The organism is Ruegeria sp. BHSB058 (assembly GCF_059613285.1).
Window position 1 is genome coordinate 37,394 of record NZ_JBXWSF010000012.1, and the last position, 20,550, is coordinate 57,943.

Sequence of the window (20,550 nt, forward strand, 5' to 3'; positions counted from 1 at the left end):
TGTCAGTTGCCTGATGCTAGGCCCACCCTACCGACAGTAACAAATAGGAGATCAACATGACCCATGTCGCTGAAATTGTCACCTTCACGCTGGCCAATGGGGTTAGCGAAGAGGCGTTCATAAACCTTAGCAAATCTTCAGAAGCCTTTGTCCGGGCGTCAGCCGGATTCAAGCATCGTCAATTGAGCCAGGGCGAGGATGGGCGCTGGACCGACTATGTGGTCTGGCAGGACATTCAATCGGCCCAAACTGCGGCCAGGAGATTCCCCCAGCAGGATTTCGCCGTCGCACTAATGGCCGCCATTCGTCCAGATACCATCGAGATGCGGCACGAAACGGTGCTTTGGGACATGAGCGCTTGACGATCTAGGTCATGGCGCGCCAAGGGTAAGTTCATGCGCCGCACTGATCGTCTTTTCGATATCATCCAAATCTTGCGCGACGGAAAACTGTACCGCGCCCAGGATATCGCGGACCGACTGGAAGTGTCGGTCCGCACGATCTATCGCGACATGGACACGCTGGCCGCCTCGGGTATCCCGGTCGAAGGCGAGCGCGGAGTCGGTTACATGGTGCGCGAACAGATTACCTTGCCACCGCTCAACCTGACCCCTGCAGAATTGGAAGCACTGAATCTGGGGATGGCAATCGTCGCCGAGGCCGCCGATGCCGACTTGAAAGCTGCAGCAGAATCACTGGCCGAGAAAATCGACGCGATTTTGCCAACCCAGACCATTGCCGAGGCAGATGCCTGGAAATTTGCAGTCTATCCTTTTGCCGATGCGGCAAGGGGGCTGGCGCAAATGACTCCGATCCGGGCTGCCATCAAAGCGCGGCAAAAACTGCGTCTGTCTTATCGCCGTATTGACCACACCCTGACAGATCGGGTCATTCGCCCCTTGCACATGGAGTACTGGGGACGCGTCTGGACGCTGACCGCATGGTGCGAGATGCGCTCGGCTTTCCGTGTCTTTCGCGTCGACCTGATCGAAAGCGTCACCCCGTTGCCGGAGCTCTTCTCGGACGAACCGGGGAAACGGTTGAGCGATTTTCAACCGTAAGCAGCTCGGTTACTTAAAGTATGGGTCCGGATCGACCGAGTCGAAACCTTTGCGCACCTCGAAATGCACATAGGCATCGTCTCCGCCGCGCAGAGCGGCGATTTTCTGACCACGTTTTACCTGATCACCCTTCTTGACGCTGATCCCTTCGACATTGGCGTAAACAGTCAGCAAATCCCCTTGGTGTCGGATCACGATAATTGGAACCTGATCGGCATCTGCGGTGATCGCAGCAACGGTGCCGGCCTCTGCGGCAGTCACCGCCGTGCCCGGCGTCGCAGCGATGTCGATGCCTTCGTTCTTGCCCTTGCTATAGGGTCGTATGATCTTCCCGGTCACCGGCAAAGCCAGCGCTGAGTTGCTTGCGGCACTTGGTGCCGGTGTCTGAACCGCAGGTTCGGCAGGTGTCTTTGGCGCCACGACTTCATCCGGCAATGGCTTAGTCGCACTGGGCGGTGTCGGCGTTGGCGAGCCCTGCCCCGGTTGCGTCACTGCAGTCGTCGAGGTTTCTGCTGCCCGTTTCGGCGCGGGTTGATCCTTGACCGGGATCAGAAGGAACTGCCCTTCACGCACCACAAAATCGGGGCCAAGCCCGTTCCATTCGGCCAAGGCCTCGACCGGCACCTGATAGAGCCGTGAGATGGTATAGGCTGTCTCGCCTCGCTTCACCTTGTGGCGCACGGGCTCAGGGCCTGATGCAACCGGTGCAGCGGGTGCGGGTTTGGCCGGGGCAAGCGTGGTGGTTTCGACCGTGTCACTGCCTGGCGCGGAGTCGATGGCACTGCCGGCGATGCTTTCGATATCAACACCGGCGCCCGGTGCAGCACCAACCGCTCGGGGCAGCGCGATCACTTCGCCCTCTCTCAGCGTATCACCAGGTTGAAGCCCGTTGAACCGGGCCAGTTCCTCAGCAGGCAAGCCTACCCGCGACGCGATTTCGCTGACACTGTCACCACGCTGAGCAACTGCAACCTGATAAGTCGGATAGGTGATGACCCCGCGCGCATCAGGTGCCGGCCGGTTGGCAGTGCCGACGGATTGGGCGGCCGGTGTGGTACTAAACCCGCCGACCTGGCCTCTCAGGTCATAGTCCAGCGGGCCTTCACAACCCGCCAGTACTGCCATGGCCGCTGCTGCCGCCAAATGACGCCCGGTGACCGATCGAAATACTGCACTCATCTTGCCATCCTCAATGCCGCCCCCTGTTGGCCGGGGGTCTGGCGTTTTGTCAAATCTCTTTTTCACACCCCATCCCTGCCAAGCCCCTCAAGCAGAGGTACAAATCGGACGGGCCGCAATTCGTCATATTCCATACCGGTTTCGGTGCGGGTCACCTTGATCAGCGTTTGAACCGTATCCGACTGTCCCACCGGCACCACCATGATACCGCCGATCTTGAGCTGCGCCAAGAGCGGGCCGGGCGGGTCTTCCGCCGCAGCGGTTACTATAATGCGATCGAACGGTCCCTGTTCGGGCAAACCGAATGATCCATCCGACAGGATGGCGGTAATATTGGACAGGCCCATGTCCCGAAAAAGATCAACCGCCTCTGCCACAAGGCGTTTGTGACGCTCCACCGTGTACACCCGGCGCGCCAACCTGGCGAGAATAGCCGCCTGATATCCAGAGCCGGTGCCGACTTCGAGAACCGTGTCGCGTGGGCGCACCTGAAGGGCCTGTGTCATCAGGCCTACGACCGAGGGCTGGCTGATAGTCTGCCCACAGGTAATCGGCAGCGGTGTGTCGTCGTAAGCGCGTTCCGCGAACAGCCCTTTGACAAACAACCCTCGATCCACCGATTCCATGGCATTCAGAACGCGTGCATCCGTCACGCCCTTGGAACGCAGGGCGAAAAGAAACTGCATCTTTGTTTCTGGATCAGGGCCGCTCATTCGATTGCCTTCAGCGCCTCCAGAGCGTCGTGCGCAGTCAGATCCGCTCGCATGGGTGTGATCGAAACATAACCTTCCAGATTGACCGCCGCATCGGTATCGGGGGTTGTCGGGTTGTGCTGATACCCGCCCTTGATCCACAAAAACCGCCTGCCTGACGGGGAACTGTGGGGTTCAACGCTGAAGTTTGTTCCCTTGCGAAATCCTTGCCGAACTACGCGATACCCCAAAACCTCGCTCGCCGGCACCGGCGGGAAGTTTACGTTGTAGAAAAGTCGGTAGTCGTCATCCTCGTCCGGCGAGGCATCCAGAATACGGCGAACAATATCGGCACCAAAACGTTCGGCGACTTCAAAGGTGTTTTCCAACCCCAGATTGCGGGGGCCGAAGTATTGCGACAGGGCAATTGCGGGAAGTCCCTGCAAAGCCGCCTCCATCGCACCGCCCAAAGTCCCGGAATACAGCACGTTTTCAGCCGAATTATTTCCTCTGTTCACACCCGACAGAACCAGATCTGGCGGGCTATCCTTCATCACGTCATGCAGGCCTGCCAGCACGCAATCTGCCGGAGACCCCTCTGCCGCAAAGCGTCGTTCACCCATTTTGGCAATCATCATCGGATGGGTATAGCTGATGCAATGGGCTACACCGGATTGTTCGAACGCCGGTGCGACGACCCAAACCTCGCCCGAAGCCCCGGCCAAGTCCGCAGCGATCGCTTCGAGCACCCTCAGCCCCGGCGCGTTGATGCCGTCGTCGTTTGTAAGAAGAATACGCATCCTGCCATCTCTTAACCGATTTCGCCCTTGATAGACGCGGTGCCAGATTGCGGCAAGCAATCCCAGGTCGCAATCTGCGGCATTAGCGCACCACTTGGACGGAAACTACTGGTTTCAAAACAGGCTATTGGGTTGGCCCGGCGTCAGGCGGGAAAAACAAAACAACGGTCACGCCGGATCGTTAGCCACATCACACGTCCGATTTGCGGTACAAACACGTTCGGAACCGTCGCCTTGAGGATAGACCCGCTATAATCCATCCGAAACTCGACAAGGCTTTCGTTGCCCAGAAACCGCGCACGTTCTACTACACCTCGCGCGGCCACACCGTCGCTGGGGGTCGGAACCGGCCCTTTACCCCCACGATCAAAGTCAAGCTTGACGTGCTGGGGCCTGAAAACGATCTCGACATTGGTGCCGTCCGGGATGCCGGGGGCAAGGAACTGACCGAAAGGCGTTTGCGCTAAAGCACCATTAACTTGCGCCCTCAGAACATTGATATCGCTGAAAAAAGATACAGCAGCTTTGTCAATCGGGCGGGTGTAGACGTTGTACGGGGCGCCTTGCTGAACAATCTTTCCACCGCGCATAAGCGCAATTTCATCGGCCATGCGCATCGCCTCTTCCGGTTCGTGCGTGACCAGCAGCACTGCTGCGTCCTCGTCCTTCAGAATGGCGAGTGTTTCGTCTCGAATGCCATCGCGCAACCGGTTGTCGAGGCCGGAAAACGGCTCGTCCATCAACATGATCCGAGGCCGCGGCGCCAAAGCCCGTGCAAGCGCGACGCGTTGCTGTTCTCCTCCTGACAGTTGATGGGGAAAGCCATCGATAAACCGCAGCAGATCGACCTTCGCCAGCAATTCCTCAACCCGGGCGCGTTTTCTCTCTTTTGTCCCTTTAAGGCCAAAGGCAACATTTTCAGCGACACTTAAATGCGGGAACAGCGCAAAATCCTGAAACATCAGGCCAATCTCGCGCCGCTCGGGTGGAACACGGAACACGGTGTCACAGATCAGCTTGCCATCGACGTAGATCTCGCCCGAATCCTGCATCTCGACCCCGGCGATCATGCGCAATGTCGTGGACTTGCCGCATCCCGAAGGCCCGAGGAGACAGGTCACCTGCCCCGCATTGATACGTAACGAGACGTCATCCACCACCATACGCCCGCCGAAGGCACGCTTGATATTGCGGATTTCCAGACGTGGAGGAACTGCCTTGACCGTCACCGATGGACCCCATTGCCTTTCCCGATCAATTTCATCGGGCTCGGGCGGGGATAACAACCCCGCCCTTCAGGTGCAAGAGATCAGCAGCACCCGGTTGAGGCCGGTTGCCCTTCGGTCACGAACGGGCTGTCGCCGCCGCATCCTGCAAAGATGCCGTAGTGGGTCGAGAAATCTCCGATAAAGGTGAAGTGGCGGGCAAAACGGGTGTCTTGCAACATCTTCCAAGTGTTGCCGCACACGGGAAAGACCTTACCCGTTTCAATCAGGTGATGATCGTCGAGTGCAAACTCATGCGGCGCATCCGGGATCGTTCCCTTATAGATGACGGCCTGCCCATAATCCTCGCAGGCCGGTTCCAGATCCGGCAGTTTGAACAGGCGATAAGTGGCAGAGATGAATTTCAATGGAGCCACCCGAGCCTCGAGCGCTAAATTTTCAATCGCGAGCGGGCGATGAGTGACACGGCGCGGATCGTCAAAGCCCGCATCCTTTGCCATCGACAGAAAATCGTTCCAATAAAGCGCGCCTGACAGGCACTCGCCATAAAGGACTTCGTCTTCTACCATCGACTTTGGAACACGGCGGTCTGCATAGACATCCGAGAAATACATCTCGCCCCCGTTTTTCAACAACCGGTGCGCTCCGCGCAGAACCGCTGCCTTGTCGGTCGCAAGATTGATCACGCAATTTGAAACGATGATGTCAAAAGACCCGGGAGCCAGATCGAGATCGTCCAGTTTTTCGATATATCCGTGATGAAATTCGACATTGCTGGCTGAATAACCAAAGGCCTCGGCATGATAATCCTGATGTGCCCGGGCCACCTCCAACTGTGCGGGCGTCATATCCACACCAACCACGCGCCCGGTTTCACCAACCATTGCGGACAACGCATAGACATCGCGCCCCGCCCCGCATCCCAGATCCAGGATGCGCATGCCGTCAAGGTCCAGCGGCGCAATCAGGCCGCAGCCATAGTACCGCGCCAAAACTTCGTCATGGATCTTCGACAGTATTGTCTTGAGATGTGCAGGCACAATGTCAGGCGTACAACAGGCGTTTGTCTGAAGGTCAGCGCTTCCTTTCAGGACATCGCCGTAATAGTTCTGAACCGCCTCGTGCTTCATCGTTGCCTCCCAATGGTGATTTCAGCACTCAGCTAGTTCAGTGACGGTAAAGGTTCAATCCGACCAACGGCCCGCTGACGCAACCGTGAGAATGACTCTGGTGCATCATGCCATCAGGGCGAACTCGACCTCGTCGCATATCCTGCCATTGACCTGCACTTGCAGCACGTGCAGTCCAGGCATCAGCTTGAAGGTCGTCGCATCCCGCTTGAGTTTATGCGACTTGCTCAAATGCAGAGTTCCGGAGCCAATTTCTGCCTGTTTCAACTTAAAAACCTTGGAGGAGCGTTTCCCTGAAGGCCTGAGAAAATGAATGACATAGTCGACCAGAACCGGCTGGTTTTCGGGGCCATCAATCAGCACCGAAAAATCAAGGCTTCCCCCGATCTTCGCTGCGGTCGGAGCCTTGATCGTGACATCGAGAGGTGTTTCCGGATCAAAACCCAGTTGCATCATCGCGCCGCGATGCCCCGCTTTGATCAGACCGCGCAGGGCATGGGAGGTCATCCAACGCAGTTCTTCGGGTGTTTGCCGCTCTTCGGAGCTCCATTGTTCCAATCTCGCGATCACCAGATCCGGGTGGGTGCGGGCGATGTCGTTGAGATGGTTGGCCACCGACCGAGTGACATAGCGCGTGCTGTCGAAGTGCAAGCGGTCAAGCAAGGGTAAGGTATCCCGTGGGTTCAGCGGTATACCCGCTCCCCACGGCAGTCGCGGACGCGTACCTTCGCTGGCCAGTCGGCGCACGTGATAGCTGTAATGATCACACCAATCTGACGCCCGATCCAGAACAAGGTCCGGCCAGCGATTCAGGAATGGTCGGATTGCCCACTCCATCGAAAACCGTTGTGTCACCTCTTCCAGAACATCGAGCGCCTGTTCCGGGTATTCCATCCCGATCATGGCCACCCACTCGCCCAAGGGCGCGAAAATGAAATCGCCGAAATCGTCGTCTACCAAGGCCGGATCAAGCGGCGCCGGCAAGGCGCGCAGAATTGTCGGTGCGACCGCCGGCAGTTTCCCGGGAATCGAATGCCGCAAGCAGTCTGCAATCCAGTGCATACGGTCCTTGAGTTCGAGTTCGCGCAATCGCTCCATGACCCGCGCCTCGAACGCGTAGGCGTCAAAATCCGGATCCGCTTGGGCGAAAAGGCCCGCCAGATAGCGGGTCTTTTCCAGATTGAAAAGCTGATCCTTGAGCGAAAATCCCTGCGCCATCTTCACATTGTCAGATTGGTGGCGCCACCATCCAGCAGGATATTCTGCCCCACGATAAACCCGGCATGCTGCGAACACAAAAACGCGCAGGCCGCGCCGAACTCTGACCGCGTACCATAACGGCGGGCAGGGATGGTCGCAGCGCGTTCGGCTCGGGCTTCTTCGACGCTGATCCCTTTCTGGCTCGCGACGCCGCCATCTAAAGATTCCGCACGATCTGTCGCGTGAATGCCAGGCAACAGATTGTTGATGGTTACTCCATGTGGCGCAACTTGCCGGGATGTACCGGCCACGTAACCAGTCAGGCCGGTCCGGGCCGCGTTCGACAGTCCGAGAACCGCGATGGGTGCGCGCACAGATTGCGACGTGATGTTGACCACTCTACCCCATCCGTTTTCGATCATCCCCGGCAAAAGCGCCTTCATGAAGGCAATCGGAGCCAGCATGTTGGCATCCAACGCCTTGATAAAATCGTCGCGATCCCAATCCGACCAAAGGCCAGGCGGCGGGCCACCCGCATTGGTGACAAGAATATCAACACCGCGCGCCAATTCGATGACCTGTTTCTGACCTTCTGGTCTGGTCACGTCGCAGGCAATGGTCCGCACTGGCACTCCAAACTCGGCACGGACGCGCGCAGCAGACGCCTCTAGCGCCTCGGCGCCGCGCGCGTTCATGACCAGTTCGACGCCTGCTGCGGCAAGTGCCTCGGCGCAACCCAGACCCAAGCCTTTGCTACTGGCGCAGACCAGCGCCCGTTTACCGCGAATTCCCAGATCCATGAGGTTCTCCCTATCAGCCATTTCCGCATGTCTAGCACCGGCCAGCCAGAGAAGACCAGAAACGGTTCAATGATCAGTAAAAGAACTCTTCGCGAACGATCTTCCCGTTGGCGACGTGATAGATACCAATCTCTTTCATATCAAAGCTCTCGCCAGTTTCTTTCACTTTGCCTTGCACCTCGAAGATCACGGCAAAGCGGTCTTCGCCGTGCACAAACGGGTCGCTGACCGAAGCGCCCGAAACTTCATGCGCGCCTTCCCACCATTCATGCTTGCCTCGGATCGCGTCACGCCCCTTTATTTCGCGCCCCATGCCTGAGTAATCGACCGCTTCAACAGAAACTGCGTCCGGCGTATACAATTTCTCAAGATTTTCCTTGGCGCGGTTCTCACGGCAGCCGGCCACCAATTCATTGGCAATCTCTTTCAAATCCATCGAAATACTCCGTCATTTGTTCACTATATGTTCTTATAGCCACAAGCCGGTGATTCGAACCAGCCCCTTTGTCTTGCTTCGGCAGGATTCCCCGCCTATACGCGCGGTCATGCTTGATACCTCGAACCAACCTGCCCTGCCGCCCGAGATTGCCCGTCGCCGGACATTCGCCATCATCTCGCACCCGGATGCGGGCAAGACGACGCTGACTGAAAAGTTCCTGCTTTACGGGGGTGCCATTCAGATGGCCGGTCAGGTGCGCGCCAAGGGCGAGGCACGGCGGACACGCTCGGACTTCATGCAGATGGAGAAGGATCGCGGAATCTCGGTTTCCGCGTCTGCAATGTCGTTCGACTATGGCAATTTCCGGTTCAATCTTGTTGACACGCCCGGCCACAGCGATTTTTCGGAAGATACCTACCGCACGCTGACGGCTGTGGACGCGGCCGTGATGGTGATCGACGGCGCGAAGGGGGTCGAAAGCCAGACGCAAAAGCTGTTCGAGGTTTGTCGCCTGCGCGATCTGCCCATCCTGACCTTCTGCAACAAGATGGACCGGGAAAGCCGAGACACTTTCGAAATCATCGACGAAATTCAGGAAATGCTGGCAATCGACGTCACTCCGGCCAGTTGGCCCATTGGCATGGGGCGTGACTTCATCGGCTGTTACGACATGCTGCGCGACCGGTTGGAGTTGATGGACCGCGCCGACCGCAACAAGGTGGCCGAGAGCATTGAAATTAACGGGCTTGATGACCCGAAACTGTCGGAACATGTTCCTGCACATCTGCTTGAAAAGTTGCTGGAAGAGGTTGAGATGGCGCGCGAATTGCTGCCCGCGCTGAACCCGCAGGCGGTGCTTGAAGGGCATATGACCCCGATTTGGTTCGGCTCGGCCATCAATTCTTTCGGCGTCAAGGAACTGATGGAAGGCATCGGCGCTTATGGCCCACAGCCGCAGGTTCAGTCAGCCGAACCCCGCCAGATTTCGCCGGATGAAAAGAAGGTCGCGGGCTTTGTTTTCAAGGTGCAGGCGAATATGGACCCCAAGCACCGCGACCGGGTCGCATTTGTGCGCATGGCTTCGGGCCATTTCAAGCGCGGCATGAAGCTGACCCATGTGCGCACAAAGAAGCCGATGGCGGTGTCAAATCCCGTTCTGTTCCTGGCCTCAGACCGGGAGCTCGCCGAGGAGGCCTGGGCAGGCGACATCATCGGAATCCCGAACCACGGCCAGCTGCGTATTGGAGACACGCTGACCGAGGGCGAGGCGATCCGGGTGACAGGCATCCCCTCTTTCGCGCCGGAACTGCTGCAAGGCGTGCGGGCGGGTGACCCTATGAAGGCCAAGCATTTGGAAAAGGCGCTGATGCAATTTGCCGAAGAAGGTGCCGCCAAGGTGTTCAAGCCCTCCATCGGGTCCGGGTTCATCGTTGGCGTCGTCGGTGCGCTGCAGTTCGAGGTCCTGGCCAGCCGGATTGAGTTGGAATACGGCCTGCCGGTCCGTTTCGAAGTATCGCAGTTCACCTCGGCGCGCTGGGTGTCGGGTGAAAAGGCTGCCGTCGAAAAGCTGGTCGCCGCGAACAAGCAGCACATCGCGCATGACCATGACGGCGACATTGTTTATCTTACGCGTCTGCAATGGGACATCGACCGGGTTGTGCGCGACTATCCAGGGGTCAAACTGACGGCCACCAAAGAAATGATGACCTGAGTCCGCCCCTGTCCTAACCTGCCATTGATGAGCGGCATCATAAGATTCTTTAGGAGCCGGTATGCCTCGGGATGAAATCACTTGGGGCATTGTTTCCACGATCAAAGCCGATGAGGAAGACATCCTGCGCTTTGCTGCGCACCATCTGGAGTTGGGCGCTCATCGGCTGTTCATCTATCTGGATTCACCCGAATCCGCAGTCTTTTCTCGCCTCAAAGCACATCCAAAGGTGCGCGTTACCTCTTGCGGCGACAAGCACTGGTCCAAGTTCAAACACCGCCGACCGAAGAAGCATCAGGTGCGCCAGACGGTGAACGCTACTCACGCTTATCGTCGCGCTGATGTGGATTGGCTGGCACATATCGACGTGGATGAGTTTCTTTGGGCCGAAAACAGGATCAACGATCTGTTGGACGCGCTGCCTTCGGGAACACAATGCGCGCGCGTGCGTCCGGTTGAGGCACTGGCAGGTGGCGGAGATTTGTACAAGGCCTTTATTCCGCCGGGACCGGATCGTGAGAGGCTCGTCGACGAGATCTATCCCGAATTCGGTACCTTTGTGAAAGGCGGGTTCATGAGCCATGTTGCAGGAAAGATTTTTGCCCGCACCGGTCTGGAGGACATCGAATTCAGAATTCACAACCTTCTGCAAAACGGCGAGCGTGTGGTATGCCCGGCAGAACTGGGCGGTATAGACCTCTGCCACCAACACGCCTGGTCTTGGGAAAAATGGATTGCTCGGTATCCGTACCGGCTCGCTAGCGGTGCTTACAGGCCGGAACTGTCCCCAAATGTTCCCAGATCACAAGGTGGTATGAGCATGCATGATCTTCTGTCTTCCGTCGAAAACACAAGTGGAGAGCCAGGCTTGCGCGCGTTTTTCGATGAATTGAGCGGTGCTGATCCAACCGTCCGTGAGCGGCTGAAAGCCCGCGGACTTTTGAAGTACCGCCCATTGGATTTGGAAAAAATGGTCACGAAACACTTTTCTTCCAACTGCTAAATTGTTGAATGAAAAACGCGTTCCATACGACAAAACCCAATTAACTTCGTCTTCATTTGACCCTGCCCCACGTTTTTGTTATGTCCCCGCGCATGCCGAAACGCGCATGGGGCGCATGGCCATCCGGGCCCGGCTGTATTCAGACGCGCGGGCCAGGTCAGTGTCCGCATGAACCGGACATATATGACAAAATTCAACGAACTAAACCTGAACCCGAAGGTCCTCAAAGCTGTTGAGGAAGCCGGATACGAAACTCCCACCCCGATTCAAGCCGGTGCAATTCCGGCGGCCCTCGAAGGGCGCGACGTGTTGGGGATTGCGCAGACGGGAACCGGCAAGACCGCCGGGTTCGTGTTGCCAATGATAACGCTTTTGGCGCGGGGGCGCGCACGGGCGCGAATGCCGCGCTCGCTGGTACTTTGCCCGACGCGTGAATTGGCGGCACAGGTGGCCGAAAACTTCGACACCTACGCCAAGCACCTGAAGTTGACCAAGGCGCTGCTGATCGGCGGCGTCAGCTTCAAGGAACAGGATGCGCTCATCGACCGTGGTGTCGATGTGCTGATCGCCACGCCAGGCCGACTGCTCGATCATTTCGAGCGCGGCAAACTGCTTTTGACCGGCGTCCAGATCATGGTGGTGGACGAGGCCGACCGGATGCTCGACATGGGCTTCATCCCGGACATCGAGCGTATCTTTTCGCTAACGCCTTTTACCCGCCAGACATTGTTCTTCTCTGCCACCATGGCGCCCGAGATTGAGCGGATCACCGATACCTTCCTGTCGGCCCCGACCCGAGTTGAGGTTGCCCGGCAGGCTACGGCGTCGGAGACTATCGAACAGAGCGTGGTGATGTTCAAAGGCAGTCGCCGTGACCGCGAAGCAAGTGAAAAACGCAAGGTTCTGCGCAAATTGATCGATGCCGAGGGCGACAAGTGCACCAACGCCATCATCTTCTGCAACCGCAAGACTGATGTCGACATCTGCGCGAAATCGCTCAAGAAATACGGTTATGACGCCGCTGCAATCCACGGCGACCTGGATCAATCCCAGCGTACCAAAACACTGGATGGGTTCAGGGATGGTTCGCTACGATTGCTCGTCGCATCGGATGTGGCAGCACGCGGGCTTGATATTCCGTCTGTCAGTCATGTGTTCAATTTCGACGTGCCGGGACATGCCGAAGATTACGTCCATCGTATCGGCCGCACCGGCCGCGCGGGCCGCGCGGGCAAGGCGGTAACGATTTGTGGGCCACGGGACGCGAAAGCTTTGGATGCGGTCGAAAGGTTAATCCAGAAGGAAATTCCGCGTCTGGAGAACCCGCTGAAGGACGAACCCAAGCCGGAACCCGCCAAATCCGAACCGAAAAAGGCGAAAGCTGACAAACCCACCGAGCCCAAGAAGGGAAAAGAACCCAAGGGACGTGGCCGGGATCGCGGCGAAGGCGGCGATCGGGCTGTCGTCGGGATGGGCGATCACCTGCCCAGCTTTATCGCACTGAGCTTTGAGGAACGCCGCGCAGGGTGAGATCATTTGTAACAAGGCGTTTTGTGAACGCCTTGCAATTGATTGAACCGCTTGCAAGCTGCTTTTCCCTGGCAATCAGATAACCAGCACAAGCACCAGGATCGACAGGCAAAGCAATACGATGCCTGCGATCTCTCTGAACGTGATTGATTCCCGAAAGAAAAGACTTGAGGCCAAGAGGCTGAATATCAACTCCACCTGCCCCAGCGCCTTAACATAGGCGGCATTCTGCAAGGTGAAGGCCAGAAACCAGCAAAACGACCCGCCCAGACTCGTCAAGCCTACAAAAACCGCGGTCCGGCGGGTTTGCCAGACGGCCAACAAGTCCCCCCGATTGCGCCAAAACAACCAAGCCCCCATCGACACCATCTGAAACGACGTCACGGCTGCCAAGGTCACCAGTGCGCGAAACCACGGATCAATATCGCCCAACTGCAAAGAAGCCCCACGATAGCTGACTGCGGAGAAGGCAAACAGCACCCCGGAGCCTAGCCCAAGTTGCGAGGCCCGATTGGTCAGATGACGCCACCACGCACCATCGCCGCCAGGCGTCTTGGACAGCAGCAGAACAGCTGCCAATCCAAGCGCAATCGCACCAAGCGCACCGACCGAGACACCTTCTCCTAGAATGATGAAGCCGACAATTGCCGTCTGGATCACCTCGGTCTTTTTGAAGGTGATTCCGACCGCGAAATTGCGCTGCTTGAACAGGGCCACGACACAGATCGTAGCCAGAATTTGCGCCGTCCCTCCAATCGCAACGAACATCCAGAACCGCACCGCGAGGGGTGGCAGTTCCGCCGGAGTGTTGAGAAGAACCAATATCAAAGCCAGCACCGCCAAAGGCGCCGAATAGGCGAACCGGGCAAAGGTTGCGCCTGCCACCGAGAGCCGGACTGTACTTAACGATTTTTGCAGCATGAACCGCACTGTTTGGAACAGCGCGGCTGCGATCGTGACGGGAACCCACAAACTCATGGCTTCCCTTGTGGAACGAAATCAGTGCTTTGGCCAGAGAGGATGTGGCACCGGGTCTTTTGCGTGCCAGAAATAACGCCGAAATACCTCGCCGTACGACCGATAGACATAGCTGTCGTTGCACGCGAGATAACGTTCTTTTCCCTCGTGATACAGGGCAGGTAACCGATACCAGGCCGCGTTCGGGTTCATGTGATGTACGACGTGCAGGTTGTTGTTCAGGAACAGAAATGACAGCGGCCCACGATCTTCGATGACGACTGTACGGCCACGAACCTTTTCATAGGCCCTGTGTTCCAGAAATGTCCGTATCTTCAGCAAGCCAAGCCCGATATAGGCCGATATCAGATAGGCCCACACCGGCATGGGCGACAGGAGCGCGATCCAAAGCACTGCAACGGCTCCGGGAAGATGTAGCCCCCAGGCAATCCAGATCGCCCGGTTGCCTCCTATGGCCCCACGCCATTCCTCCGCAAAAAATGCGGCCTGGCCGATGGCCGGCCCCAGAACCATTCTGCCCAAAAGAGTGTTGTTTGCCGAATAAAGAGTCCGCTTCCAAGTCGGCAGCGTGTTCCAGACTTTTGGGTCAAGATAGTTGGATTCCGGATCGTCGTAGGGATCGGTCAGGTTTGAATCACGGTGATGCGCCAAGTGCAAGTCACGAAACCGGTTGTAGGGAATACAAAGCGTCAGTGGCAAAGCCATCAATGCCTCGTTCAACCACTTAGAACGGAAAGGATGTCCGTGAAGGACTTCATGGGTCAGCGACGAATGCAGCGCCGCGACCAACCCCATAACCGGAATCGCAATCCCAAGACTGATATTCGCCAGCCAAAAGACTGCAGCCAACCATGCCGCATAGCAGGCAACGATCAACAAGAACGTTCCCCATTCTGGTGCGTCGTTCGAGGATCGCAAATCAGACATTGCGCCCCCACCCGATGCCAGCCCAGACACGCTCGTACAGGATATACATAGTCAGGCCGATTGCGGTATTCACCACTGCCAAAGTGCCGCCGACCGCTGCGGATCCCGTTGCGGCCAATCCGACCAATGTCATGGTCGCCAAGCCCATCACATTCCAGATCACGGCCTTTACGACCGATCTCTTTCGCGTCTCCATTTCATACCCCAATTTTTTCTTCACAGAATTGTTACTTACAGATGGGCATGATGAGAATTCGGAATATGATTAACAAAATTCAGCAACTATGATATTTCTCAACACATGTATGACAAAATGGACAAACGGGACCGCGCCTCGCAATTTCGGCTGAGGCTGGCCAAGGCCATGGAAGAAAGACAGGTCACGCAAAGCGGATTGGCCCGACGCATCGGCGTAGATCGATCAACAGTCTCTCAGCTTTTGACGGATGACGGCGCACGCCTGCCGAATGCGCATGTCATCGGCAGTTGCGCAGAAACACTGGGCGTTTCAGCAGACTGGCTGCTCAGCTTGTCGGACCGTCCTGAAAGCGCTGCCGAGTTGCTGGCCAGCTCACTATCAATGACCGAAGCGCCACGCGCGCTGGTCGACGAACGGATATTCGAATGGCATCAACAGGCGGCCGGTTACAAAATTCGGTATGTCCCCGCCACATTGCCCGACATGCTGAAAACGCGTGCCGTGCTGGAATGGGAATATGCCCCGCATTTGGGGCGAACGGCCGATCAGGCAATCGGAGCTTCTGCTGACCGTCTTACCTGGATGCGCAGCGCGCAGTCGGACTATGAAATCGCGATGCCGCTGTTTGAAATTGACAGTTTTGCCCGCGCCACCGGGTACTATCGCGGATTGCCGGCGGATGTCAGACTGGAACAGATTGACCACCTTTTGGATTTGTGCGAGCAGCTTTACCCGCGACTGCGCATCTATCTCTTTGACGCCAAACGCCTATATTCGGCACCAGTCACGATTTTCGGGCCGTTATTATGCGTTTTTTATGCAGGAAGTCACTATATGGCGTTTCGTGACCGAGATCGGATCGAGCTTTTTACCCGGCATTTCGACACATTAGTGCGTGAGGCAGATCTCACCGCCCGTGACCTTCCGGCACATTTACTGCGGTTGCGACAGGCCGCCTCGGCCTCCCAATAACGCCTCAGATCTCCTGCTGGGTGCAAAATGCTCTGGTCTCGCTTATACTTGCTTGGCGCGAACCTGATGGAAATCCCACCGGTCGATAAAAAGCGGAGGATTCGACGAATGGACGCAATACAAACTGCCGAATACGCACGGGCGCTGTACGCGGCGCATGGCGACAAGGCCGAAGCCGAAGCGGCACAAAAGATGCGCGCCTGTGAGCAAGCAGGAAAAACGGGCGAGGCCAAGGATTGGGAGGCCGTCCGACAGGCCATCCGGCAGATCCGGGGACCAAATCAGAGCTGACCACCCAAGTTGTCAAGCAAGGACCGTCCCGCTCCGCGGGCCGGTCGAGCATGTCGCCCTACAATTTGGGATCGGGGTTAACGGTGTGCCCGTCAACCGCGATCACCTGCCCAGACACCAGACGAGCCGCGTCCGAAGCCAGGAATACAGCCATATTGGCGACATCAAGCCCTTCGACGAAACGGCCCATTGAGGTACCCGAGGCGTAGCCACGATAAACCTGATCACGTGTCATTCCCTTGGCCATCGCCTCGCGCTCCAGAACGCCTTCCATGCGCGGCCCCTCAACAGCGCCCGGGCAGATCACGTTACATCTTGCCCCATATGGCCCCAGTTCCATTGCAAGTGTCTTGCCAAGCCCTATGACGCCCCATTTTGCCGCCGCATACGGCGCGCGATTGGGGTAACCGTATTGACCGGCTGTCGAAGAGGTGATCAGAATGACACCGTTGCCTTGCCGCTTCAGGATGGGAGCCGCATATTTGGCGCAAAGGAACGCGCCCTCTAGATTGACGGCCATGCAGTCCCGCCACTCCTCCAGCCGCACATCTTCAATCAAGGCCGTTGGTCCGGCGATGCCCGCATTGGCGCAGAGCACGTCCAGCCCACCCCATTTTGTGTCGATTGCTCGAAACAAGGCGGCTACTTCCGCCTCGTCCGAAACATCGACCCGTGTACGCCGCCAGGTTTCGGGACATTTCGCAAGCGCCGATTCATCCACGTCCGCCACCCAAACTTCTGCGCCCGAGCCAGCAAAGGCGTCCGCCATCGCGCGCCCAACTCCCGATGCGCCGGCAGTGATCAGGACACGTTGGTTCATACAGGTTTTCGGATTGCGGCCCCCGCCCCTTCCGGAAAGGGCAGCCCGGCTTGCGCCTGCGCGATGCGCGCCATTGCCGCCTCGATCTCGGCCGAAGGCGCACAGGGCCTCCGGGTTTCGAGACTAACATGCAGCAGGAAGGTTTCACCCGTGGCCAGCAACATGTCGCCCTCATACATGCTGTGGAACAGGTGCAGCTTCTTGCCCGCTCCCAGCAGCATTTGCGTGCGCACCTTGATTTTTGAACCGGCATGGGCCTCGCCCAGATAACGGACGTGGCTCTCAGCTGTGAAATAGCTACCACCTGAAGAGATGTAGTCGGCATCGCACCCGATAATCTCCATGAACCGGTCCGAGGCCGCGCTGAACGCTTCCAGGTATCGTGCTTCGTTCATGTGCCCGTTGTAGTCGGTCCAGTCCAGCGGCACCGCGCGCGCCAATGTCAGGATCGGCTGGCTGATATCTGCCTGATCCAGTGTCGGCAATGCGCCCGGTTTTAGTGCCGCGTCATGTTGGTTCAGCACCGCGCCCGCGCCCCAGTTCTGCGCCTTGAGTGCACGCATCATGCCGACAAGGTTGTTGTCGCGGATACGCTCAAGTTCGCGAATGGAGTGCATGCCCGATTGTGCGTCGGATTGACCCGCGATTAGATCGACCAGTTCGTCGGTGAATTCGGGTACATCCATCAGCTTGGTCCAAGGCCAGCTGAGGCAAGGACCGAACTGGGCCATGAAATGCTTCATCCCCGCCTCGCCGCCCGCCACACGATAGGTCTCGAACAGCCCCATCTGCGCCCAGCGGATACCGAACCCCATGCGGATCGCCTCGTCGATCTCCTCGGTGGTGGCGATGCCATCCTTGACCAGCCACAACGCCTCGCGCCAGACAGCTTCAAGGAAACGGTCAGCGATATGCGCGTCTATTTCCTTTTTGACATGAAGCGGAAAGAACCCGACGGAACGCAAAATGTCCTGCGCCTTCGTAATCAGCCCCGGTGCGTTTTTCGGACTGGGAACCAACTCGATCAGTGGCAGCAGGTAGACCGGGTTGAACGGATGCGTCACCACGATCTGCTCGGGGCGCATTGCATCTTCCTGCAACTCCGAAGGCTTGAACCCGCTGGTCGAGGACCCGATGATCGCATCCGGGTCGCAGGATTCCTGCAAGCCCTTGTAAACCTTCAGCTTCAGATCCAATCGCTCCGGCACGCTTTCCTGAATCCAGCTGGCTCCCTGCACGGCCTCGACCATGTCCGAGTGGAAGCTCAGCTTGCCCTCAGGCGGAAGCGGTACATCACTCAGCCCCGGCAGCGAGCGGCGGGCATTATCCAGGACCTCACCAATCTTGCGTTCCGCCTCGGGATCCGGATCGAACACCCGAACATCCCAGCCATTGAGCAGAAACCGCGCGGCCCATCCGCCGCCGATCACACCGCCACCGATGATTGCCGCTGTTTTCATGATTTCCTGCCTACCAAACACGCATACTTCATCTTTTTCAAAATACTCCGGGGCTTGGGAGCTGGCCCCCAAGCCGACGTAGCGCCTACTTTGCCACTGGTGCCCGCTTGGTCAGCCCCAGTTTCTCGCGCACTTCCTGCGGCCCGATCACCCGCGCGCCCATATTTTCGATGATCGAACCAGCGCGCTCGACCAACTGCCAGTTCTCGGCCAATACGCCCTTTTCCAGCCACAGGTTGTCCTCAAGCCCCACCCGCACATTGCCGCCTGCCAGAACGGCTGCTGCAACATATGCCATCTCGTTGCGCCCCAGCGAGAATGCCGAGAATGTCCAGTCATCCGGCACATTGTTGACCATCGCCATGAACGTGTTCAGATCATCCGGCGCCCCCCACGGTACGCCCATGCATAGTTGGACCAGAGCGTTGGGTTCCAGAACCCCCTCTTTGACCAGTTGCTTGGCAAACCAAAGATGGCCGGTGTCAAAGGCCTCGATCTCGGGCTTCACGCCCAGGTCGGTCATCATCTTGCCCATCGCACGCAGCGCGCCGGGCGTGTTGGTCATGACATAATCTGCCTCGGCAAAGTTCATGGTACCGCAATCCAGCGTACAAATCTCGGGCAGGCATTCGGCAACATGGGCGACGCGGGCGCTGGCACCGATCAGATCGGTTCCGGAATCGTTCACGGGAAACGGGTTTTCGACATCGCCAAAGACGATATCGCCCCCCATGCCGGCGGTCAGGTTCAGCACCACATCAACCTCGGCGTCACGGACGCGGTCGGTGACCTCGCGGTAAAACTCAAGCTTGCGGCTCGGCGCGCCGGTTTCCGGGTCGCGCACGTGGCAATGAACCACTGCCGCCCCGGCCTTGGCAGCGGCAATCGCGCTGTCGGCAATCTGCTTGGGTGAACGTGGCACATGCGGGCTGCGATCCTGTGTTCCGCCCGAGCCCGTGATGGCACACGTGATGAAGACTTCGCGGTTCATTTCCAGCGGCATTGCGTTTTCCCCAAGTTTTACCGGCTTGTGCCACGGGTTGTCCCCAGGCTTGTCCCCGGATTCCGATTTGCTTTCGAAGGCGACTCTGGCGCAGCCTTGTGCAAACAACTTGCCAAGATGCGAATCGAACTTGATGAAATCCGCAAAAAACATACTGCAGCCCGAACATCGCGCTTTGAAGACGGCGGTGCTTGTCCTGGATGACTGCAACACGCTCAGCTTTGCCGCCGCCGTCGATCCGATGCGGGCGGCCAATCGCCTTGCCGACCGCCCAGCGTTTGACTGGGACTATGTCACCGCCACACCAGCCCCGGCACAATTGACCAGCGCGCTATCGGTGCCTGGCATCCCATTGGCGCGCCTTGAGGGGTGTGACCTGTTGGTCGTTGTGGCCGGATTCCAGCTTGCCCGCCACGCCACGCCCAGCCTTTTGGCGGGTCTACGCAGGATCGCCTCGACCGGTGCGGCGATGGCAGGGATCGATGGCGGGCCGTGGCTGTTGGCCGAGGCCGGCCTGCTGAACGGCCACACCGCTACGACCCACTGGGAAGACCTCGAGAACTTCGCATCGCGGTTTCCCGAAATCGATGTCCTGCCGGATCGTTTTGCGATTTCCGGCAACCGGATGACCTCGGGCGGGGCCATTCCGGCGATCGAGATGATGCTGCACATCATTGCCGCACGCCATGGCGCGCGATTTGCCTCCCGCGTCGCTGGCCTGTTCCTTTATGACGGCACCTCGGGCCCCTCGCGCCCGCAAAGTCGAATCGGAACACCGCACCGTCACAACGCACTGACGGCCAAGGCTAATGCGTTGATGGAGGCGGCGTTGGACGAACCTATGGCGCTGGCCGAGATTGCCACGACGCTTGGTACAAGTCCGCGCACGTTGCAACAGCAGTTCCGCCTGCGTCTCGACACCACGCCACAGGATCACTATCTGCATTTGCGGCTGGCCGAGGCGCGCCGCCTTGTAACGGATACCGATATGTCTCTGCTGGACGTGGCCCTGGCGACCGGGTTCACTTCGCAATCCAGCTTTGCCCGCGCCTTTCGCACTGCGCACGGGCTGTCGGCGCGGGACCTTCGGCAGGAACGCGCGCAGCCGACACATCACTGAATGCAGGTT

22 protein-coding genes are annotated in these 20,550 nt (G+C 58.1%); 8 read left to right on the top strand and 14 right to left on the bottom strand.

The features are described from left to right. Positions 1-56 precede the first annotated feature (56 nt). Positions 57-362, top strand: a complete 306-nt coding sequence (locus AC2FNB_RS05090) for a hypothetical protein (RefSeq protein WP_480748146.1) — start codon at positions 57-59, stop codon at positions 360-362. Between the two features lie 33 nt (positions 363-395). Next, a complete protein-coding gene (locus tag AC2FNB_RS05095; protein ID WP_496744874.1) occupies positions 396-1,061 on the top strand; it encodes a helix-turn-helix transcriptional regulator in 666 nt (221 codons plus the stop codon). 9 nt (positions 1,062-1,070) lie between these two features. On the opposite strand, the gene AC2FNB_RS05100 is transcribed toward AC2FNB_RS05095, so the two are convergent. The 8 genes from AC2FNB_RS05100 to AC2FNB_RS05135 form a co-directional block, all read right to left on the bottom strand. Next, the gene (locus AC2FNB_RS05100; protein WP_496744875.1) at positions 1,071-2,240 is read right to left on the bottom strand and encodes a peptidoglycan DD-metalloendopeptidase family protein; all 1,170 of its coding nucleotides are present in this window, start codon (positions 2,238-2,240) and stop codon (positions 1,071-1,073) included. Between the two features lie 62 nt (positions 2,241-2,302). Continuing rightward, the gene (locus AC2FNB_RS05105) at positions 2,303-2,953 is read right to left on the bottom strand and encodes a protein-L-isoaspartate(D-aspartate) O-methyltransferase (RefSeq protein ID WP_480748143.1); all 651 of its coding nucleotides are present in this window, start codon (positions 2,951-2,953) and stop codon (positions 2,303-2,305) included. Continuing rightward, on the bottom strand, positions 2,950-3,732 hold the full coding sequence (gene surE, locus AC2FNB_RS05110) for a 5'/3'-nucleotidase SurE (protein ID WP_480748142.1): 783 nt from the start codon (positions 3,730-3,732) through the stop codon (positions 2,950-2,952). Before surE ends, AC2FNB_RS05105 begins: the two co-directional genes overlap by 4 nt. A 143-nt stretch (positions 3,733-3,875) precedes the next feature. Continuing rightward, the gene (locus AC2FNB_RS05115; RefSeq protein WP_480748432.1) at positions 3,876-4,895 is read right to left on the bottom strand and encodes an ABC transporter ATP-binding protein; all 1,020 of its coding nucleotides are present in this window, start codon (positions 4,893-4,895) and stop codon (positions 3,876-3,878) included. 146 nt (positions 4,896-5,041) lie between these two features. After that, a complete protein-coding gene (locus AC2FNB_RS05120) occupies positions 5,042-6,088 on the bottom strand; it encodes a methyltransferase domain-containing protein (protein ID WP_496744878.1) in 1,047 nt (348 codons plus the stop codon). A 105-nt stretch (positions 6,089-6,193) separates the two neighbouring features. Continuing rightward, entirely contained in the window at positions 6,194-7,306 is a 1,113-nt protein-coding gene (locus AC2FNB_RS05125) for a YhaZ family DNA alkylation repair protein (RefSeq protein WP_496744880.1), read from the bottom strand. A 2-nt stretch (positions 7,307-7,308) separates the two neighbouring features. Beyond that, on the bottom strand, positions 7,309-8,088 hold the full coding sequence (locus AC2FNB_RS05130) for an SDR family oxidoreductase (RefSeq protein ID WP_496744882.1): 780 nt from the start codon (positions 8,086-8,088) through the stop codon (positions 7,309-7,311). A 73-nt stretch (positions 8,089-8,161) separates the two neighbouring features. Then, positions 8,162-8,524, bottom strand: coding sequence for a nuclear transport factor 2 family protein (locus tag AC2FNB_RS05135; protein ID WP_480748138.1), 363 nt, complete (start codon positions 8,522-8,524; stop codon positions 8,162-8,164). A gap of 109 nt (positions 8,525-8,633) precedes the next feature. On the opposite strand from AC2FNB_RS05135, the gene AC2FNB_RS05140 reads away from it, so the two are divergent. From AC2FNB_RS05140 to AC2FNB_RS05150, 3 genes are all read left to right on the top strand, one after another. Then, a complete protein-coding gene (locus tag AC2FNB_RS05140; RefSeq protein WP_496744884.1) occupies positions 8,634-10,238 on the top strand; it encodes a peptide chain release factor 3 in 1,605 nt (534 codons plus the stop codon). Positions 10,239-10,299: 61 nt separating this feature from the next. After that, positions 10,300-11,241, top strand: a complete 942-nt coding sequence (locus AC2FNB_RS05145; RefSeq protein ID WP_496744886.1) for a glycosyltransferase family 2 protein — start codon at positions 10,300-10,302, stop codon at positions 11,239-11,241. Positions 11,242-11,424: 183 nt separating this feature from the next. Beyond that, a complete protein-coding gene (locus AC2FNB_RS05150) occupies positions 11,425-12,771 on the top strand; it encodes a DEAD/DEAH box helicase (RefSeq protein ID WP_480748135.1) in 1,347 nt (448 codons plus the stop codon). A 75-nt stretch (positions 12,772-12,846) separates the two neighbouring features. On the opposite strand, the gene AC2FNB_RS05155 is transcribed toward AC2FNB_RS05150, so the two are convergent. Genes AC2FNB_RS05155 through AC2FNB_RS05165 form a run of 3 tightly spaced genes read right to left on the bottom strand, consistent with a single transcriptional unit; the run spans position 12,847 to position 14,872 of the window. Next, positions 12,847-13,749 carry an EamA family transporter gene (locus AC2FNB_RS05155; protein WP_480748134.1) on the bottom strand — a complete coding sequence of 301 codons (903 nt, stop codon included), beginning with the start codon at positions 13,747-13,749 and terminating at the stop codon, positions 12,847-12,849. A gap of 21 nt (positions 13,750-13,770) precedes the next feature. Beyond that, the gene (locus AC2FNB_RS05160; protein WP_496744888.1) at positions 13,771-14,676 is read right to left on the bottom strand and encodes a fatty acid desaturase; all 906 of its coding nucleotides are present in this window, start codon (positions 14,674-14,676) and stop codon (positions 13,771-13,773) included. After that, on the bottom strand, positions 14,669-14,872 hold the full coding sequence (locus AC2FNB_RS05165) for a DUF2061 domain-containing protein (RefSeq protein WP_480748132.1): 204 nt from the start codon (positions 14,870-14,872) through the stop codon (positions 14,669-14,671). The genes AC2FNB_RS05160 and AC2FNB_RS05165 overlap by 8 nt, the downstream gene beginning before the upstream one ends. 105 nt (positions 14,873-14,977) lie before the next feature. Between AC2FNB_RS05165 and AC2FNB_RS05170 the strand changes: the two genes are divergently transcribed. Both AC2FNB_RS05170 and AC2FNB_RS05175 read left to right on the top strand, forming a co-directional pair. Continuing rightward, positions 14,978-15,847: a helix-turn-helix domain-containing protein gene (locus AC2FNB_RS05170; protein ID WP_480748131.1), complete on the top strand. Its 870-nt coding sequence runs from the start codon at positions 14,978-14,980 to the stop codon at positions 15,845-15,847. 108 nt (positions 15,848-15,955) lie between these two features. After that, entirely contained in the window at positions 15,956-16,138 is a 183-nt protein-coding gene (locus AC2FNB_RS05175; RefSeq protein ID WP_480748130.1) for a hypothetical protein, read from the top strand. Positions 16,139-16,196: 58 nt separating this feature from the next. Here the strand turns inward: AC2FNB_RS05175 and AC2FNB_RS05180 are convergent, their stop codons facing one another. The 3 genes from AC2FNB_RS05180 to bcoG form a co-directional block, all read right to left on the bottom strand. Next, on the bottom strand, positions 16,197-16,958 hold the full coding sequence (locus AC2FNB_RS05180) for an SDR family oxidoreductase (RefSeq protein ID WP_480748129.1): 762 nt from the start codon (positions 16,956-16,958) through the stop codon (positions 16,197-16,199). After that, on the bottom strand, positions 16,955-18,418 hold the full coding sequence (locus AC2FNB_RS05185) for a carnitine 3-dehydrogenase (protein WP_496744891.1): 1,464 nt from the start codon (positions 18,416-18,418) through the stop codon (positions 16,955-16,957). Before AC2FNB_RS05185 ends, AC2FNB_RS05180 begins: the two co-directional genes overlap by 4 nt. 85 nt (positions 18,419-18,503) lie before the next feature. After that, positions 18,504-19,421, bottom strand: coding sequence for a 3-dehydrocarnitine:acetyl-CoA trimethylamine transferase BcoG (gene bcoG / locus AC2FNB_RS05190; protein ID WP_496744912.1), 918 nt, complete (start codon positions 19,419-19,421; stop codon positions 18,504-18,506). A 133-nt stretch (positions 19,422-19,554) separates the two neighbouring features. Between bcoG and AC2FNB_RS05195 the strand changes: the two genes are divergently transcribed. Further along, the gene (locus AC2FNB_RS05195) at positions 19,555-20,541 is read left to right on the top strand and encodes a GlxA family transcriptional regulator (RefSeq protein WP_480748128.1); all 987 of its coding nucleotides are present in this window, start codon (positions 19,555-19,557) and stop codon (positions 20,539-20,541) included. Positions 20,542-20,550 lie beyond the last annotated feature (9 nt).

Excerpts from the sequence above, each read along its gene's own strand:
- AC2FNB_RS05090 (WP_480748146.1), top strand. The coding sequence starts at position 57 with ATGACCCATGTCGCTGAAATTGTCACCTTCACGCTGGCCAATGGGGTT.
- AC2FNB_RS05180 (WP_480748129.1), bottom strand. The coding sequence starts at position 16,958 with ATGAACCAACGTGTCCTGATCACTGCCGGCGCATCGGGAGTTGGGCGC.
- bcoG (WP_496744912.1), bottom strand. The coding sequence starts at position 19,421 with ATGCCGCTGGAAATGAACCGCGAAGTCTTCATCACGTGTGCCATCACG.
- AC2FNB_RS05105 (WP_480748143.1), bottom strand. The coding sequence starts at position 2,953 with ATGAGCGGCCCTGATCCAGAAACAAAGATGCAGTTTCTTTTCGCCCTG.
- AC2FNB_RS05145 (WP_496744886.1), top strand. The coding sequence starts at position 10,300 with ATGCCTCGGGATGAAATCACTTGGGGCATTGTTTCCACGATCAAAGCC.
- AC2FNB_RS05135 (WP_480748138.1), bottom strand. The coding sequence starts at position 8,524 with ATGGATTTGAAAGAGATTGCCAATGAATTGGTGGCCGGCTGCCGTGAG.
- AC2FNB_RS05195 (WP_480748128.1), top strand. The coding sequence starts at position 19,555 with ATGAAATCCGCAAAAAACATACTGCAGCCCGAACATCGCGCTTTGAAG.
- surE (WP_480748142.1), bottom strand. The coding sequence starts at position 3,732 with ATGCGTATTCTTCTTACAAACGACGACGGCATCAACGCGCCGGGGCTG.
- AC2FNB_RS05160 (WP_496744888.1), bottom strand. The coding sequence starts at position 14,676 with ATGTCTGATTTGCGATCCTCGAACGACGCACCAGAATGGGGAACGTTC.
- AC2FNB_RS05115 (WP_480748432.1), bottom strand. The coding sequence starts at position 4,895 with ATGGTGGTGGATGACGTCTCGTTACGTATCAATGCGGGGCAGGTGACC.
- AC2FNB_RS05170 (WP_480748131.1), top strand. The coding sequence starts at position 14,978 with ATGTATGACAAAATGGACAAACGGGACCGCGCCTCGCAATTTCGGCTG.
- AC2FNB_RS05095 (WP_496744874.1), top strand. The coding sequence starts at position 396 with ATGCGCCGCACTGATCGTCTTTTCGATATCATCCAAATCTTGCGCGAC.
- AC2FNB_RS05140 (WP_496744884.1), top strand. The coding sequence starts at position 8,634 with ATGCTTGATACCTCGAACCAACCTGCCCTGCCGCCCGAGATTGCCCGT.
- AC2FNB_RS05120 (WP_496744878.1), bottom strand. The coding sequence starts at position 6,088 with ATGAAGCACGAGGCGGTTCAGAACTATTACGGCGATGTCCTGAAAGGA.
- AC2FNB_RS05150 (WP_480748135.1), top strand. The coding sequence starts at position 11,425 with ATGACAAAATTCAACGAACTAAACCTGAACCCGAAGGTCCTCAAAGCT.
- AC2FNB_RS05185 (WP_496744891.1), bottom strand. The coding sequence starts at position 18,418 with ATGAAAACAGCGGCAATCATCGGTGGCGGTGTGATCGGCGGCGGATGG.
- AC2FNB_RS05175 (WP_480748130.1), top strand. The coding sequence starts at position 15,956 with ATGGACGCAATACAAACTGCCGAATACGCACGGGCGCTGTACGCGGCG.
- AC2FNB_RS05100 (WP_496744875.1), bottom strand. The coding sequence starts at position 2,240 with ATGAGTGCAGTATTTCGATCGGTCACCGGGCGTCATTTGGCGGCAGCA.
- AC2FNB_RS05125 (WP_496744880.1), bottom strand. The coding sequence starts at position 7,306 with ATGGCGCAGGGATTTTCGCTCAAGGATCAGCTTTTCAATCTGGAAAAG.
- AC2FNB_RS05155 (WP_480748134.1), bottom strand. The coding sequence starts at position 13,749 with ATGAGTTTGTGGGTTCCCGTCACGATCGCAGCCGCGCTGTTCCAAACA.
- AC2FNB_RS05130 (WP_496744882.1), bottom strand. The coding sequence starts at position 8,088 with ATGGATCTGGGAATTCGCGGTAAACGGGCGCTGGTCTGCGCCAGTAGC.
- AC2FNB_RS05165 (WP_480748132.1), bottom strand. The coding sequence starts at position 14,872 with ATGGAGACGCGAAAGAGATCGGTCGTAAAGGCCGTGATCTGGAATGTG.